Source organism: Lentzea albidocapillata, assembly GCF_000719115.1.
GTDB classification, from domain to species: domain Bacteria; phylum Actinomycetota; class Actinomycetes; order Mycobacteriales; family Pseudonocardiaceae; genus Lentzea; species Lentzea albidocapillata.
The window spans coordinates 532,144-546,224 of sequence record NZ_JOEA01000005.1 but is presented as its reverse complement, the minus strand read 5'-3'; the positions used below and the strand labels follow the sequence as shown (position 1 = coordinate 546,224).

Here is a 14,081-nt window from a genome sequence, read left to right as displayed (position 1 = left end):
CATGACCAGATCGGAGCAGCGAACCGTGTCCACCGGACAGCGCACGACCAAGGGCGACTCCACACCGGAGAACCAGGTGACCATCGAGCGCTCGAACACCATCGCGCCCGTGGAGGGAGCACCGGACGGCGTGATCACCCTGAAGGACCTGGAAGTCTTCTACAGCGACTTCCGTGCCGTCACCGACGTCAACATGTCGTTCGGCAGCAGGGAGATCACCGCCCTGATCGGCCCGTCCGGTTGCGGCAAGTCCACCGTGCTGCGGTGCCTGAACCGGATGAACGACCTCGTGCCCGGCGCCCGCGTCGAAGGAGCCGTTGCCTACCACGGCGTCGACATCTACGGCGAGGACGTCGACGTCATCGAGGTGCGCCGGCGCATCGGCATGGTGTTCCAGAAGCCCAACCCCTTCCCGAAGTCCATCTACGACAACGTCGCCTACGGTCCGCGGGTCACCGGCATGAAGGTGTCCGACATGGACACCGTGGTGGAACGGGCGTTGCGCGGTGCCGCGTTGTGGGACGAGGTGAAGGACAAGCTCAAGCAGAACGCGTTCGGCCTGTCCGGCGGTCAGCAGCAGCGACTGTGCATCGCCCGGGCCATCGCCACCTCGCCCGAGGTGATCCTGATGGACGAGCCGTGCTCGGCGCTGGACCCGATCGCCACCGCGAAGATCGAGGACCTGATGGTCGAGCTCGCCTCGACCTACACGATCATCATCGTCACCCACAACATGCAGCAGGCGGCCCGCGTCTCGCAGCGCACGGGCTTCTTCACCGCGGAGGCCGACGAGAAGGGCCAGCGCACCGGCAAGCTGGTCGAGTTCGACACCACCGAGCACATCTTCGGCAACCCCTCCGACGCCCGGACCGAGGCGTACATCACCGGACGATTCGGTTAAGCCATGACGGGCTCTGCGTTGGGGGCTTGGGAGTCCGACAGCTCACAGTTCCACACGCGGCGGCGAGCCTGCATGGCGAACAAGAGCCGGGTCCAGAACCGGCTCGCCGTCCTCGTGGTGGACCACGACGCCGACGTCGTGCACCAGCTCCTCGAAGGGTTCACCGGTCAGCCGGTGGAGCCACGGGTCTGCCCTGACCCTGCGGAGGCCCTGCTGGTGCTCGGCCGGACGTGTCCGGACGCTGTGCTGCTCGGTCCCGCGGTGGGGAAGCTCGACCCGATCGACTTCCTCACGATCGTGCGCGCCGACGATCCGGACGTGCCGATCGTGGTCGGCGCGGGACCGGGCTCGGGCGACTTCGCGGCGCGGGCCGCGGAGGTGGGCGTGTCAGCGGTGGTGCCGCGCCCCTACCGCACCCGTGAACTGCTCGCGTTCCTCGGATCGCTCGCACCGAAGACCGACACGGTGGAGATCCGGCCGATGGTCATCGACCTCGGCCGGCTTCGTGTCGACGGTGCGGTGCCGCAGTTCTGGCTCGACGGCGTCCTGGTCCCGCTGCCGCCGATGGAGTTCCTCATGCTGCGCTACTTCGCCGAGAGACCTGGCGCGGTTGTCAGCCGCAACGAGCTCGTCGCCGCTCTGTGGGCGGACCGGCCCTCGGCGAAGAGCAACACGCTGAACGTCCACATCATGCGGCTGCGCAAGCGGCTGGGTGACGACGACCACAATCCAACGTGGATTCGTGTCGTGAGAGGCCTTGGCTACCAGTTCAGCGTGCCGCCGGTAGGGTCGCGTTCACCGGACGTTCATCCTGTTTGATGAACATGTCACCATGGCGACAACGGACCTGGATGCGCGAAGGGAGGCGCTGGTGGCGGTGCCTGACGACCCGGCCTCCGCCGCACGTCTCTTCAAGGCTCTCGCGGATCCCATCAGGGTCCAGCTGGTCGTGCTCGTGAGACAGGCGGCTAGCGGCGAGGCGTGCTTCTGCGACCTCGCCGACGAGTTCGACATGCCGCAGTCCTCGCTGAGCCACCACCTGAAGATCCTGGTCAGCGCGGGTGTGCTGCAACGTGAACGGCGCGGCACGTGGAGCTGGTACCGCGTCGACCACGAAGTGCTGGACACCATGGAACAGTTCCTGCGCCCCGGCGGGCCGCTCCGCGACGCGCCCGCCTCCCGCTGCGACTGACAAGCTGTCCTGCCCCTGCGTCTCATCAGAACCGACTGATGTATCATTCCGGACTGATGTCACTCGATGCTGATGTGTTGAAGGTCCTCGCCGACCCGCTGCGCGCTCAGATCCTGCAGCTGTTGTCCGGCGAGGCCCTGTGCACCCGCCACCTCGTCGACGAGACCGGCGCGACGCAGAGCAACGTGTCCAACCACCTGAAGATGCTGCGAGAGGCCGGGTTCGTCGACACCGAGCCGTGCGGACGCTTCACGTACTACCGCCTGCGACCCGACGCACTGCGCCGGATCGCCGACAGTCTTAACGAGCTGGCCGACCGTGCCAACTCCGATGCCAGGAGGCCCTGTTGAGCACCACCAACCCGACGGAGGAGCAGGACGTCCTGCACCGGCTGTCTTTTCTGGACCGGTGGTTGCCGGCGTGGATCGGCCTCGCCATGGTCGCCGGCCTCGGGCTCGGCAGCTTCGTGCCGGGCCTGCAGGGTGTCCTGGAAGCGGTGAAGATCGACGGCGTCTCGCTGCCGATCGCGCTCGGTCTGCTGCTGATGATGTACCCGGTGCTCGCGAAGGTCCGCTACGACAAGCTCGACACCGTCACCCGCGACAAGCGCACGATGGTGTTGTCGCTGGTGCTGAACTGGGTGCTCGGTCCGGCGTTGATGTTCGCGCTGGCGTGGATCTTCCTGGCCGACCTGCCCGAGTACCGCACCGGTCTGATCATCGTCGGCCTTGCGCGCTGCATCGCCATGGTCATCATCTGGAACGACCTCGCGTGTGGTGACCGCGAGGCGGCCGCGGTGCTGGTCGCGCTCAACTCGGTGTTCCAGGTGGTCATGTTCGGTGTGCTCGGCTGGTTCTACCTCGACCTGCTGCCCGGCTGGCTCGGCCTGGACACCGCGTCGGTGGACTTCTCCGCGTGGGAGATCGCCAAGTCCGTGCTCATCTTCCTCGGCATCCCGCTGCTGGCCGGCTACCTCAGCCGCAAGCTGGGGGAGCGGTCCAAGGGCCGCGAGTGGTACGAGTCGAAGTTCCTGCCGCGCGTTGGCCCGATCGCGTTGTACGGCTTGCTGTTCACGATCGTCATCCTGTTCGCGTTGCAGGGTGAGACCATCACGAACCGGCCGTTGGACGTCGTGCGCATCGCTCTGCCGTTGTTGGTCTACTTCGCCATCATGTGGGCGGGTTCGTACGCGCTCGGCAAGGCGTCGGGACTCTCCTACGAGCGGACCACGACGCTGGCGTTCACCGCGGCGGGCAACAACTTCGAGCTGGCCATCGCGGTCGCGATCGGTGTGTTCGGCGTGACGTCGGGCCAGGCGCTGGCCGGAGTGGTCGGGCCGCTGATCGAGGTGCCCGTGCTCGTCGGCCTGGTTTACGTGAGCCTTTGGCTGCGGCGCCGGTGGGCCGCCCGAGCGGAACTCTGACGTCGTGAGCCTCGGTGGCGGCTGGTGGTGACCGGCCGCCACCGAGGCTCATTCGCTCATGAAGGCTTGACAGCCCGGATGATCGCGGAGTGCATGCCGTCCGTGACTTCGCGGGTCGGAGTGATCTCGATGTCCGCGAGTCCCGCGCTCTCCAAGCCTCGACGGTATTCGGTGAACGACAGGACGCCCGCGATGCAGCCGACGTACGAACCTCGCTCGGCGCGTTCCTCTGCTGTCAGGTCGTCCTCGGCCACGACATCCGACACACCGATGCGGCCACCGGGCGCCAGGACGCGGAAGATCTAGGCGAACACCGCCGACTTGTCCACGGACAGGTTGATCACACAGTTCGAGATGACCACGTCGATGCTGTCGGCAGGCAACGGGATGGCCTCGATCGCGCCCTTGAGGAACTCGACGTTGGTCGCGCCGGCCCTGGCCGCGTTCTCCCTGGCCAAGGCGAGCATCTCGTCGGTCATGTCGACGCCGTAGGCTTTACCGGTCGGGCCTACCCGGCGCGCCGAGAGCAGAACGTCGATGCCGCCGCCTGAACCGAGGTCAAGGACGCGTTCGCCCTCGCGCAGCTCGGCGACGGCCGTCGGATTGCCGCATCCCAGTGACGCGGCCACTGCTTCGGCGGGCAACTCGGTGTGGTCGGACGTGGCGTACAGCGTCGCCCCGAAGTTCTCGCCGACCTCGATTCCCTGCGGGTCGCAACACGCGGTGCCGCCTGCGCTGACGGCGCTGGCAGCGGCGGCGTACTTCGCGCGCACCACTTCACGTAAGTCGGCAGCCTGCTCGTCCATCAGGATGTCCTCCTCGATGCCACAGCGGCTCGGACACGGCGTTCGCCAACCTTCATCTTGCGCCCCAACCTAGATGAGCGTCAATATAGATGGATGTCTAAGCAAAGCACGCCGAACCTCTTGGCAGCGATGTGTTGCGGAGACATGCTGTCGGCTCCACTGGCTGACGACGAAGCGGTCGAGCTGGCGGCAGCGTTCAAGGCGCTCGGTGATCCGGTGCGGTTGAAGCTGTTGTCGATGATCGCGTCGCACCAGAACGGGGAAGAGTGCGTCTGCGCGCTCACGTCGGCGTTCACGCTGTCGCAGCCGACGATCTCACACCACCTGAAGATCCTCCGGCAGGCCGGACTGATCGATGGCGAGCGCAGGGGCACCTGGGTGTACTACTGGTTGATGCCCGACACCGTGAACAAGCTCGCCATGATGCTCACTCCCTCGGCGGTCCCGAAGTAGGGCTGGACGTCGCGCTGTCAGGAGACGGCGGTGGCCACGGCGGGTGCGAGCGCGGCGGACAGCTGCCCAAGGGTGTCAGGCAGGGCTCGGTAGTAGACCCAGGTGCGCCGCCGTTCGCTGTCGATCAGCCCGGCGTTGCGCAGCACCTTCAGGTGGTGGGAGATGGTGGGCGCGGTCAGGTCGAACGCCTCCGTCAGGTCGCACACGCACACCTCGCCATTGGGGTGAGAGGCGATGAGGCTGAACAGGCGCAATCGCACTGGATCGGCGATCGCTTTGAAGGCCTGGGCGAGCTCGGCGGCTCGTTCGGGCGTGACCGGCCGCTCGGCCAGAGATGCCGTGGACCGCGCCCGCTGTTTCGACATGCGTCTAAGTTGACACTGTGCTGACGGCGTAAGCAAGCCGCCTACCTGTTCTCCGCCCAGGCGAGAAGCCGGGCATCAAGGGTATGCAGGAAGTCGCGGCCGAACTGGTCGTTCTCCAGGCCTGCGCGCAGCGCCGCAGGAAGATCGTCGACCACCTGTGACGACCGGGATGCGGCAGCGAGCGCCACCGTGGCCACGGTGTCCACGTCGCCGCAGAAGGCCACGCAGGTGTGCAGGATCTCGGTGAGGCTGGTGTTCGAGCTCAACGCGGTGAGTGCCGCCCGCACGCTCATCCAGCCCTGTGCGCCCACCGGCCCGCTCCACGGTTCCGACCAGCGGTCTGCAGAGCCCAGTTTCTGGTCGATCCACCGACCGGCATCGGCGAGAGGGCCCAGTTCGAAGTGGCAGTAGTGCACGGCCAGAGCGGCGGCCTGTGCTGCTTCGATGCCCAACGGCGTGTCGTGGGTGATCCGCGCCTGCACCTCGGCGTGCTGAACGACCTCGGACGCGGTGGGCAGCAAACCGATCGGGCCGGCTCGCATCGCCGCTCCGCTCTTGTCGCTGTGCGGCCTGATCCTCCTCAGCAGCTCGGTGCCGTCACTCACCTCGCACAGCAGGTCGTAGAAGTTGCTCGCGTAGCCCACTCGCTGATCCCGGTGGAAGGTTCGGACGAACTGCTCGGCCAGGTTCGCCGGGGTCCACGATGCGCCGGAGAGCAGCATCTCGGCGATGGCGATGGTCATCTGGGTGTCATCGGTGTACCGCCCAGGCCGCAAGCCCGACAGGCCCGGATTCTGCACGTATCCGCGAACCGTGTTGTGCGCGGCGACAAAGTCCGGGTCGGCGTACTCGAATCCGGCGCCGTACGCGTCGCCGATCGCAAGGTGGACAAGCACGGGATCACCCTATTCGGTCAGGAAGACAGTTGATTAGATAGCGATCTAAGTTGACACTCATCTAATCAAGGAGGACGCTCGGAGGTACTGGAGCAACGATCTAGGTAGGTGGCGACATGTTCTCGTGGTTCCGCCGCAGGCGTGCATGGACTGGGCGCGTGACCTTCTGCGACTCGTGCGGTCAGGTGTGCACCTCCGAGTGCCGATCGACGGCACTGGTCGAGCAGACCCGCGTGCACGTGCTTGAGCGAGTCGGACGACTCGCCTGAACTTCAGCTGGCGCGCGCGACGATCGTCAGCAGGGTCCGCGGTGTGAAGGGTGCACCTTCGAGATCGCCGAAGCAGTCGACGCGCGGGAACCCTGCGGTGTGCAGCATGTTGACGAGTTCGCTGACGGTGTACAGCCGCACGGAGTATTGACGTTTTTGTGATGGCTCACCTGATGCGATGAACGTTTGTCCGATGTGGAGTGTCGCGGAGATCGGATCGAACTGTGCTTCCTCGAGCAGGACCGCGCCATCTGGAAGCTCGTAGAACGTTCTCGGCTGTGACGTCAGCAAGGTGCGGTCGCGGTGCATGGTCTCGATGACGAGCCTGCCGTCCGACTTGAGCACGCGCCGATACTCGCGTAGGACCTGCTGGTCAGTGGTGTCGTCCACGTAGCCAAGTGAGCTGTAGAGGCACAAGGCCGTGTCGAACACGCCGGTCTTCAGCGGGATGTGCCGATAGTCGGCGCGCACCAGCTGTTCGAGCTCTGGACGTGGCCATCGCCGCCGCGCCTCGGTCAACTGGGCCCACGAGTAGTCGGCGCCGACCACGCAATAGCCCGCGGCGACGAGTGCGCTGGTGTGCCGGCCGTATCCGCACGGCAGATCGAGCACTCTCCCGCCGCGGGGAGTGTCGGCCAAGGCGAGTGCCGCGAGAGCCTCCTGTGAAGCTACCTCCGAGGTCTGTCGCGGTCCGTAGGTCCGCAGGTAGTACTCGTCGAAGAACGTGTGCCACCACCCGGAATCGTCCGTCGTCACGGCTGCCCGCACGCGTTCCCGGGACTTTCCAGCAGACACAGGCCGAACTCCAGCATCCGCGGCACGCACGGGTCGACGATCCGGTAGTAGATGCTGGTTCCTTCGCGGCGGGTCGCGAGGATCTTCTGGTCCACCAAGCGCTGCAGCTGGTTGGACACGCCCTGCTGGCTCATGTCCACCGCCGCCGCGAGATCGCTGACACGGACTTCCTCTGCTCGGCTGAGCGCGTGCAGCAGACGCAGTCGTGTTGTCCCCGACAACACCTTGAACAGGGCTGCCACGCCGGCTGCTTCGTGGTCGTCGAGCAGTGGGCGGTCGCGCAGGGGTGCGGCCTCGGCTTGGCCGGAGGTGCGGATCGGAGTCGCCATGGCTTCCATTCTAACTACCTAATTACATGGTTCTGTGTAATAGTGGCCCGGTGCTTGGGCCTGGCCGACGGGGAGTCAGCCACGAGCACCACACCACAGTCCTGAACTGTGTCCGCCGTGGGGGTCGATCATGTCTGATTCGTCATGCTTAATCGTCTCGTCCTATGAGAGTGAACTCCAGCCCATCGCCGCCGCCAGCGCGGTCGCCGCGCTGAAGCGCGAAGGCCTGAACGTGCAGGCCTGGGACGCACACATGTTTCCCGATGATCGTCCGGAAGGTCCGTTCGACCTGGTACTGCTGTCAGTGCAGCAGTACGCCGGCCTTGATCGCGGCATCGCGCTGCTGGACTGGTTGCAGGACCCGTCGGTCGCGCGACAGGTGGTGGCCTTTGGTCAGTACGCGCAGATGAACTCCCGGGCGTTCATGGGTCGCGTCGACGCCATCGCGATGGACGAGCCCGAGCGGATCTCCAAGGGACTCGCTGACCTGGCTCGCGGTCACGCGGCCCGGCACGAGATTCCGGGGCTCTTCAGCCGCGACGGCGGCAAGCCGCGACCACCGAACTCGCGGATGGAGTGGGCCAGTCCCGATCGCGCGGCATTCCCGCCGATCACGGAATATCCGGCCCACAACACCAAGTTCGGGCTGATGGGCAACATCGAGGTCAGCCGCGGGTGCCACCACAAGTGCACCTACTGCTCGGTGTACGGCGCGTACGAGGGCCGGTTCTCGCCGATCTCCGTGGACGCCGTGGTCGCTGACGCGCTGGTGCTGGAGGAGCAGGGCGCCGAGCACTTCGCCTTCATCGACGCGGAGTTCTTCAACTCCCGGAAGTTCGGCATCGAGGTCGTCGAGGCGATCAACGCCACCGGCCGCAAGCCGCACACCTACGAGATCACCACCCGTGTCGATCACATCCTGCAGTACCCCAAGGAGATCAAGCACCTGGCTGATCTCGGGCTGAAGGTGATCACGTCGGCGTTGGAGTTCCCCTCCGACCGCATCCTGCGGATCTTCGACAAGGGCATCGACATCGACGACACCCGCCGGGCCATCGCGGCAGCCGAGGATCTCGGCGTCGTCCTCAACCCGACGTTCATCCCGTTCACGCCCTGGGTGACGTACGAGGAACTGCTGGGATTCGAGGACTTCCTGGAGGAGACCGGGTTGAGCCGTGTCGCGGCTCCCACGGTGCTGCAGACGAGGCTGTTGCTGTTCAAGGGTTCACCGCTGTTGACCTCCCCGTGGATCGAAGGGGTTCCGCTGGAGGACCGCGGCTTCTACTTCGAGTGGACGCATTCCGACCCCCGCGTCGAGGAGCTGTGGCAGGAACGACGCGGCGAAGCGGTCGACGTCGGCGAGGTCCGCTGCTGCGTCAAATGCTGACCGCGCAGGCGAAACACTCGACTTCAGGGGGAGCATCATGGGTGGAGTAGGACGCATCGTGACCCAGGCGGGAGCGGAACTGCCGTCCTGGGACTGGGAGTTCGAGCGCGAGAACCTGAGGGAGGCGTGGCCGTACATCACGCCGACCTGGCTGCGGTCCGCGGAGTCGGCCATGACCGAGGGCGAACCGTTCCACACCACCGCGCACAGGTTGCGCAACGAGGACGCCCTGCTGCCCGGCTACATCTACACCACACCGCCGGACCTCGACTTCGATCCTCGTACCTATCTCGGCTGGCAACCCTCGCCCGACGTTCAGGCGTGTTGCGGCGGGGCAGAACTGCCCCAGTCGGCAGTGGACCGGGTGAGCGCACTGGGTGTCGACGCGTTCTTCCCCGCGCTCATGCTGGGGTCGCCGTTGGGATATCGCACCGAGGCGGCGTTCACCTTCTGGACGCCGGAGCTGTTCCGCCATCTGGTCACCGCGTCCGTGCAGGCCGCACAGGAACGCGGTGTGCAATGTGTTGTGGCACCGTGGATCCCGGACCGGATGGGCAATCAGCACCTCGTCACCGCGCTGGAGCGGCTCGGAGCAGCGGTGGGATTCCGTGGGACCGAGGACTTCCTGCAGTTGACGGCTGACAACTACGCCGACCACGTGGCGCGCATGCCCAGCCGCAAACGACGCCGGCTGAACCTGGACCGCCAGGCGGCCGTCGACGCCGGGGTCACGTTCGACCGCATCGAGAAGGACGAACTGGCGAACAACGCGGCACGCGTCGCCGAGCTGACGATGATGAACCGGCAACGCTATGGCGCCAGCGCACGCTTCGAACACAACGAGACCGTGCTGCGGCAACTTCTCAGCGAGGGCGTCGACGTCCGCTGCTGGGTCGGGCGTCGCGGTGACGAGATCGTCGGTGTGTGCCTGGGCTTCCGCAAGCACGACCGCATCTACATCAAGTCGGTCGGCTTCGACTACACCGCACTCGGGGAACGCAGCAGCGTCTACTTCGTGCTGATGTTCGACCTGCCGGTCGCGGACGCCTACGCCGAGGGAGTCCGTCAGGTCGAGTTCGGCATGGGGTCGCACGAGGCCAAGATCGTGCGCGGCTGCGAGTCGCGGAACATCAGCTCGGCGTTCATCATGACCGACCCGGAGCTGCGGCCCGAGGTCGCCGGACTGCTCGAGGAGTACTCCGCGCAGCGCGCGTCGATGTTCGGAGCGGAGCCTGTGCTCGCGCACAGCTGACACGTACGCAAACGAAGTTCACCGCCGTCGTCGCCGCCGCCACGACTGCCTGGGTCATGACTGCCACGTGTGTGGGACACGTGACGTCTTCGGCATGGGGTGGATCGGCCGCCGACGATGGCTCACCGAGGGGAGCACGTCGTGCACATGAGAGGTCAAGAGGAACGCAACTTCGCGGTACGCCTGGAACACCGCGGGGGATTCAGGTTTCTCAGCCAGGCATCGGAGGACGGCCGGTTGCACGGCGCGCCGATTCAGTCCGACGAGCCGGATCCGGTGGGTGAGGCATCGGCGCACGCGACGCCGGCACTGTTCGGCGCTGCGCTGACGCATTGCTTGTCGGCCAGCCTGCTCGAGACGTTGCGGCACGCGCACGTCGACGTGCAGAGCTTCACCGCCGACGCGATCACGGTGGTCGCGCCGAACGACGAGGGCCTGCCGCGCATCCGCCGCGTCGAGGTCGTTCTCCGGCCCGTCGTGCCGGCGGACTCGCAGCGGCTGGAGCGGTGTGCGGAGGTGTTCGAGAAGCACTGCACCGTCACCGCCTCCGTGCGCAGCGCCGTTCCGGTGGAGGTCAGGGTGGACTGGCAACTGGTGGAGGCTCCTGAGGTACTGCGCGAGGTGGCCACGACCCGCACGTGATGCTCTCGGAAGCGAGAGTTGGGGGAGGTCACATGTACGCCGAGATCGGCTTGTGGATCTCGGGCAGCCTGCTGCTGTGGGTGCTGAGCGCTGGACTGGCGATGAGCGCGGCTCTGCTCATCGCCGTCGGCACCCACAGCAGGCACAGGGTGTTCCGCCTCGCTGCCACCGCCGCCATGCACGTGACGCGAGGCGTGCCCACCAGTCTTCTGGTGATCGTGTTCGGCCTTGCCTGCATGCGGGTTGGTGACGTACCGGCACTTCCTGTCGTGTTCCCCGGTACGTCACCGCAGTTCCAGTTCGTCGCGTGGGGCATCGTGGCCGCACTGGGCGTGGGATCGGCCGGCCACATCGCGGTGATCTACCTGACGGCCTGGCAGTCGGTCGGCAGCAAGCGGCTCGAACAGGCCCGCGTCATGGGATTGTCGCCGTCCCAGCAGCTTCGCGTCGTGGGCCGGGAAGTGCTGCCACTGGTGCTCGGGCCGCTGGGCGCACGCCTGGTCCACCACCTGCACAACACCGGCTTCGCCGCGCTGTTCCCCGTGGTCGAGATCTTCGGTGGAGTGGTGGAGGCGAGCAACGAGACCTTCGCCGTGGCGCAGTACGCCGGGCTCGGCGCGGTCATCTACATCGTGTTGAGCCAGGCGATCTGGATCTCCACGCGTCTGCTGGAGGCGCGTCTGCGACCTCCATCCCGCGCCGTGCCGGAATCCACGCCGCAGGCGGTGCCGGTGCCGTGATCGAGAACCTGTTGCTCGGCTTCCCGGGCCAACGTCCTGGCGGGTTGGTGCTGAGCATCGTGCTCGCGGCCGGCGCACTCGGCTGTGCTCTCGCGCTCGGATACGTCTACGCGGCGATCTGCTCGGCCTTCCCGCGAGCAAGCGTTGTGCTGCAGGCCGGTCTGTCACTGCTGCGCGGCGTTCCGTTGCTGCTGCTGGTGTTCTTCATCGCGCAGGCCTCGACGTTGATCTTGAGCATCGCGGGGTTCGTGGCACTGCTGCTGTATTCGCTCTCCCACGTCGGGGAGATCCTGCGGTCCTACCTGGCGGCCTACCCGGCCCACATGTCGGAGCAAGGGCTGGTGCTGGGCATGGGGTGGACGCGACGGGAGCTGCAGCTGCGTGCGCCGTGGACGTTCCTGCGGTCATTCGAAGCTCTTGGCACGCACGCGGTGTCGCTGCTCAAGGACACCGGCGCGCTGACCATCGTCGGCATCGGAGAGCTGACGACGGTCGCACGATCACTGGGCGCGGAAGCCAGCTTCAGCCGGTGGGCGCTGGTGCTGGGCACGGCAGCGGCGCTGTACCTGGCGGCGACGCTGACGCTGGTGGCGGGAATTCACGTGTTGGAACGCTGGGTACGGACTCGAAGGGGGGCCATGGCATGAAGGTGATCTCACACAGACGGTGCTGGGGGATAGTGGCGTTGCTGGCGGCGCTGCTGGCTGTGGCCGGCTGCACATCGTCAGCGGGTTCCACAGCCGGAGGCAGCACCCTCGATCACGTCAAGAAACAAGGCGTGCTGAAAGCCGGCATCCGGTCGGACAACCCACCACACAGCTCGATCGACGCGAACGGACAGCACGTCGGATTCGACGTTGACATCGCCAACGCGGTCGCCAAGAGCCTCGGCGTGCGATTGGAGATCGTCAAAGTCGACGAGCTGACCAGGATCAGCTTTCTTGAGAAGGGCACCATCGACATCGCGGTGGCCAGCATGAGCAAGACCCGCAAACGCGCCGAGAAGATCGACTTCAGCCAGACCTACTTCCGGTCCTTCCAGACGTTCCTCGTCCGCAAGGACACCGCGCGCTCGCTCGAGGACCTGGTCGGCAAGTCCGTCGCCATGGACCGCGGCAGCAGCGCGATCGGCAACTGGAAGAGCTGGCTGAGCGGGAAAGGGCACAGCGGGGAACCGAAGATCGAGGAGTTCAGCGACAAGCGGGCTGCGGCCGAGTCGGTTCGGCAGGGCAACCTCGCCGGCTACGCAGAGGACTACGAGATCCTGGCCGGCTTCGCCAAGAACGATCCCGGGCTGGTCGTGCTTGACCAGCCCATCGGCGTGAAGCTCGACGGCATCGGCATCCGCCGAGGCGACTCTCAGATGCGGGCAGCCGTCGACTTCGCGCTTCAGGACCTGTCCGCCGCCGGCGAGTGGCAAAAGATCTACGACCGGTGGTTCGGCCCCTCGTCGAACACACCCGTGCCGGTGCAGGGTGAGCTGGAGGTGTGGCCCCGTGGCTGAACCGTCGATCGCCCTGGAGGACGTCGAGGTCCGGGTCAAGGACTGTTGCATCCTCGACGACGTCAGCCTCACCAGCGGTACGTGCGAGTGGACGCTGCTGGTCGGTCCGAGCGGCTGTGGCAAGTCCACAATCTTGCGCACCATCAATGGCCTGTGCCCGCCGAGCAAGGGCCGGGTGCTCAACCTCGGCACCTGGCTGCCCGGTCGCAACCGCCACGAGGCGCGCAAGGCCTGGCGATCCACCGGCACCGTGCTGCAGGAGGTCGCGCTGTTCGAGACACGCACCGTGCTGACCAACGTCGAGCTCGGTTGCCGAGCCGCTGGATTGCCTGCTGACAAGGCACGCTCAGAGGCACTGACCTGGTTGGACCGTCTCGGCCTCGTCGATCGTGCCGCGGACTATCCCGCCTCGCTGTCCGGTGGACAACGTCAACGCGTCGCGCTCGCTCGAGCGTTCGCTCCTCGTCCGCGGTTGCTGCTGCTCGACGAACCCACCTCCGCTCTCGACCAAGTCACCGCGCAGGTGGTGCTCGACGGAATCAGCGAGCTCGTCGAGAACGGAACCTGTGTGGTGATGTCCAGCCACCGTCCCGAGGAAGTCGGCATGCGATGCACCCGGTGTGTCGTGCTGGACGGCGGCCGCGTCGTCCAGGTCACCTCCGGTGTGCCAGATCTCGCCGTGCCCTAGGCCCAGTCCTTGTTCGACCACACGTGAGGTCATCATGACGACAGATCCAGTGTCCGACACCGACCTGATCGACATCCCGGAGATTGCGCGTGACGACGTGGCCGCGGGTGTTTCCTCGGGCGCGGTTGTGCTCGTCGAAGCCCTTCCAGAGGAAGTGTTCGCGACCGGGCACCTTCCAGGAGCACTGAACATCCGGCCTCGGCGCGCCAAAACGCTCCCACAAGTGCTACTGCCCGATCTGGACGCCCGCATTGTCGTCTACTGCGGCAGTGACACATGTGACGCTTCCTTGCGGGTTGCGAGAAGTCTGCACGTGCTCGGCTACCGAGATGTGCACCGTTACGTCGGAGGCAAACAGGATTGGGTCGCAGCGGGCCTTCCTCTGGAAACAGGCGAGGCCGCGTCACAGGATTAGGCGACGGCTGATCTCTGGGTAACC

General features: G+C 66.2%; 20 protein-coding genes. 14 read left to right on the top strand and 6 right to left on the bottom strand.

Annotated features, from left to right (window positions below; translation table 11 throughout):
- The first annotated feature begins 1 nt into the window (after nucleotide 1).
- From pstB to arsB, 5 genes are all read left to right on the top strand, one after another.
- Nucleotides 2-901 carry a phosphate ABC transporter ATP-binding protein PstB gene (gene pstB, locus IG04_RS0109385; protein WP_030476174.1) on the top strand — a complete coding sequence of 300 codons (900 nt, stop codon included), beginning with the start codon at nucleotides 2-4 and terminating at the stop codon, nucleotides 899-901.
- A gap of 72 nt (nucleotides 902-973) precedes the next feature.
- Nucleotides 974-1,720 carry a response regulator transcription factor gene (locus IG04_RS0109380; protein WP_051769345.1) on the top strand — a complete coding sequence of 249 codons (747 nt, stop codon included), beginning with the start codon at nucleotides 974-976 and terminating at the stop codon, nucleotides 1,718-1,720.
- Between the two features lie 13 nt (nucleotides 1,721-1,733).
- A complete protein-coding gene (locus IG04_RS0109375; protein ID WP_030476172.1) occupies nucleotides 1,734-2,093 on the top strand; it encodes a metalloregulator ArsR/SmtB family transcription factor in 360 nt (119 codons plus the stop codon).
- A gap of 56 nt (nucleotides 2,094-2,149) precedes the next feature.
- Nucleotides 2,150-2,443 (top strand): ArsR/SmtB family transcription factor, encoded by a 294-nt coding sequence (locus IG04_RS0109370; protein ID WP_030476171.1) that lies wholly within the window; start codon nucleotides 2,150-2,152, stop codon nucleotides 2,441-2,443.
- Nucleotides 2,440-3,516: an ACR3 family arsenite efflux transporter gene (gene arsB / locus IG04_RS0109365; protein WP_030476170.1), complete on the top strand. Its 1,077-nt coding sequence runs from the start codon at nucleotides 2,440-2,442 to the stop codon at nucleotides 3,514-3,516. Before IG04_RS0109370 ends, arsB begins: the two co-directional genes overlap by 4 nt.
- Nucleotides 3,517-3,572: 56 nt before the next feature.
- Here arsB and IG04_RS48790 read toward each other — a convergent pair whose 3' ends face one another.
- Complete coding sequence (locus IG04_RS48790) at nucleotides 3,573-3,782, bottom strand: class I SAM-dependent methyltransferase (protein ID WP_319981867.1); 210 nt, start codon at nucleotides 3,780-3,782, stop codon at nucleotides 3,573-3,575.
- 36 nt (nucleotides 3,783-3,818) lie between these two features.
- Entirely contained in the window at nucleotides 3,819-4,322 is a 504-nt protein-coding gene (locus tag IG04_RS42405) for a methyltransferase domain-containing protein (RefSeq protein ID WP_319981866.1), read from the bottom strand.
- Between the two features lie 93 nt (nucleotides 4,323-4,415).
- Between IG04_RS42405 and IG04_RS0109355 the strand changes: the two genes are divergently transcribed.
- A complete protein-coding gene (locus tag IG04_RS0109355; RefSeq protein ID WP_030476169.1) occupies nucleotides 4,416-4,775 on the top strand; it encodes an ArsR/SmtB family transcription factor in 360 nt (119 codons plus the stop codon).
- Nucleotides 4,776-4,792: 17 nt separating this feature from the next.
- Here IG04_RS0109355 and IG04_RS0109350 read toward each other — a convergent pair whose 3' ends face one another.
- The 4 genes from IG04_RS0109350 to IG04_RS0109335 form a co-directional block, all read right to left on the bottom strand.
- The gene (locus IG04_RS0109350; protein WP_030476168.1) at nucleotides 4,793-5,140 is read right to left on the bottom strand and encodes an ArsR/SmtB family transcription factor; all 348 of its coding nucleotides are present in this window, start codon (nucleotides 5,138-5,140) and stop codon (nucleotides 4,793-4,795) included.
- Between the two features lie 41 nt (nucleotides 5,141-5,181).
- On the bottom strand, nucleotides 5,182-6,036 hold the full coding sequence (locus IG04_RS0109345; protein ID WP_030476167.1) for an ADP-ribosylglycohydrolase family protein: 855 nt from the start codon (nucleotides 6,034-6,036) through the stop codon (nucleotides 5,182-5,184).
- A gap of 272 nt (nucleotides 6,037-6,308) precedes the next feature.
- Entirely contained in the window at nucleotides 6,309-7,061 is a 753-nt protein-coding gene (locus IG04_RS0109340) for a class I SAM-dependent methyltransferase (protein ID WP_276326659.1), read from the bottom strand.
- Nucleotides 7,058-7,429 (bottom strand): ArsR/SmtB family transcription factor, encoded by a 372-nt coding sequence (locus tag IG04_RS0109335; RefSeq protein ID WP_051769343.1) that lies wholly within the window; start codon nucleotides 7,427-7,429, stop codon nucleotides 7,058-7,060. Before IG04_RS0109335 ends, IG04_RS0109340 begins: the two co-directional genes overlap by 4 nt.
- Nucleotides 7,430-7,559: 130 nt before the next feature.
- Between IG04_RS0109335 and IG04_RS0109330 the strand changes: the two genes are divergently transcribed.
- From IG04_RS0109330 to IG04_RS45090, 8 genes are all read left to right on the top strand, one after another.
- Nucleotides 7,560-8,816, top strand: coding sequence for a radical SAM protein (locus IG04_RS0109330; RefSeq protein ID WP_030476164.1), 1,257 nt, complete (start codon nucleotides 7,560-7,562; stop codon nucleotides 8,814-8,816).
- A 58-nt stretch (nucleotides 8,817-8,874) separates the two neighbouring features.
- Nucleotides 8,875-10,068, top strand: coding sequence for a GNAT family N-acetyltransferase (locus IG04_RS0109325; protein ID WP_030476163.1), 1,194 nt, complete (start codon nucleotides 8,875-8,877; stop codon nucleotides 10,066-10,068).
- 147 nt (nucleotides 10,069-10,215) lie between these two features.
- Nucleotides 10,216-10,710, top strand: a complete 495-nt coding sequence (locus IG04_RS0109320) for an OsmC family protein (protein ID WP_051769340.1) — start codon at nucleotides 10,216-10,218, stop codon at nucleotides 10,708-10,710.
- A 32-nt stretch (nucleotides 10,711-10,742) separates the two neighbouring features.
- Nucleotides 10,743-11,450 carry an ABC transporter permease subunit gene (locus tag IG04_RS0109315; protein ID WP_030476161.1) on the top strand — a complete coding sequence of 236 codons (708 nt, stop codon included), beginning with the start codon at nucleotides 10,743-10,745 and terminating at the stop codon, nucleotides 11,448-11,450.
- Nucleotides 11,447-12,097: a hypothetical protein gene (locus IG04_RS0109310; RefSeq protein WP_030476160.1), complete on the top strand. Its 651-nt coding sequence runs from the start codon at nucleotides 11,447-11,449 to the stop codon at nucleotides 12,095-12,097. Before IG04_RS0109315 ends, IG04_RS0109310 begins: the two co-directional genes overlap by 4 nt.
- 131 nt (nucleotides 12,098-12,228) lie before the next feature.
- Nucleotides 12,229-12,954, top strand: coding sequence for a transporter substrate-binding domain-containing protein (locus IG04_RS0109305; RefSeq protein ID WP_159460419.1), 726 nt, complete (start codon nucleotides 12,229-12,231; stop codon nucleotides 12,952-12,954).
- Entirely contained in the window at nucleotides 12,947-13,642 is a 696-nt protein-coding gene (locus IG04_RS0109300; RefSeq protein WP_051769336.1) for an ATP-binding cassette domain-containing protein, read from the top strand. Before IG04_RS0109305 ends, IG04_RS0109300 begins: the two co-directional genes overlap by 8 nt.
- Before the next feature lie 49 nt (nucleotides 13,643-13,691).
- Nucleotides 13,692-14,057 carry a rhodanese-like domain-containing protein gene (locus IG04_RS45090; RefSeq protein ID WP_211257711.1) on the top strand — a complete coding sequence of 122 codons (366 nt, stop codon included), beginning with the start codon at nucleotides 13,692-13,694 and terminating at the stop codon, nucleotides 14,055-14,057.
- Nucleotides 14,058-14,081: the final 24 nt, after the last annotated feature.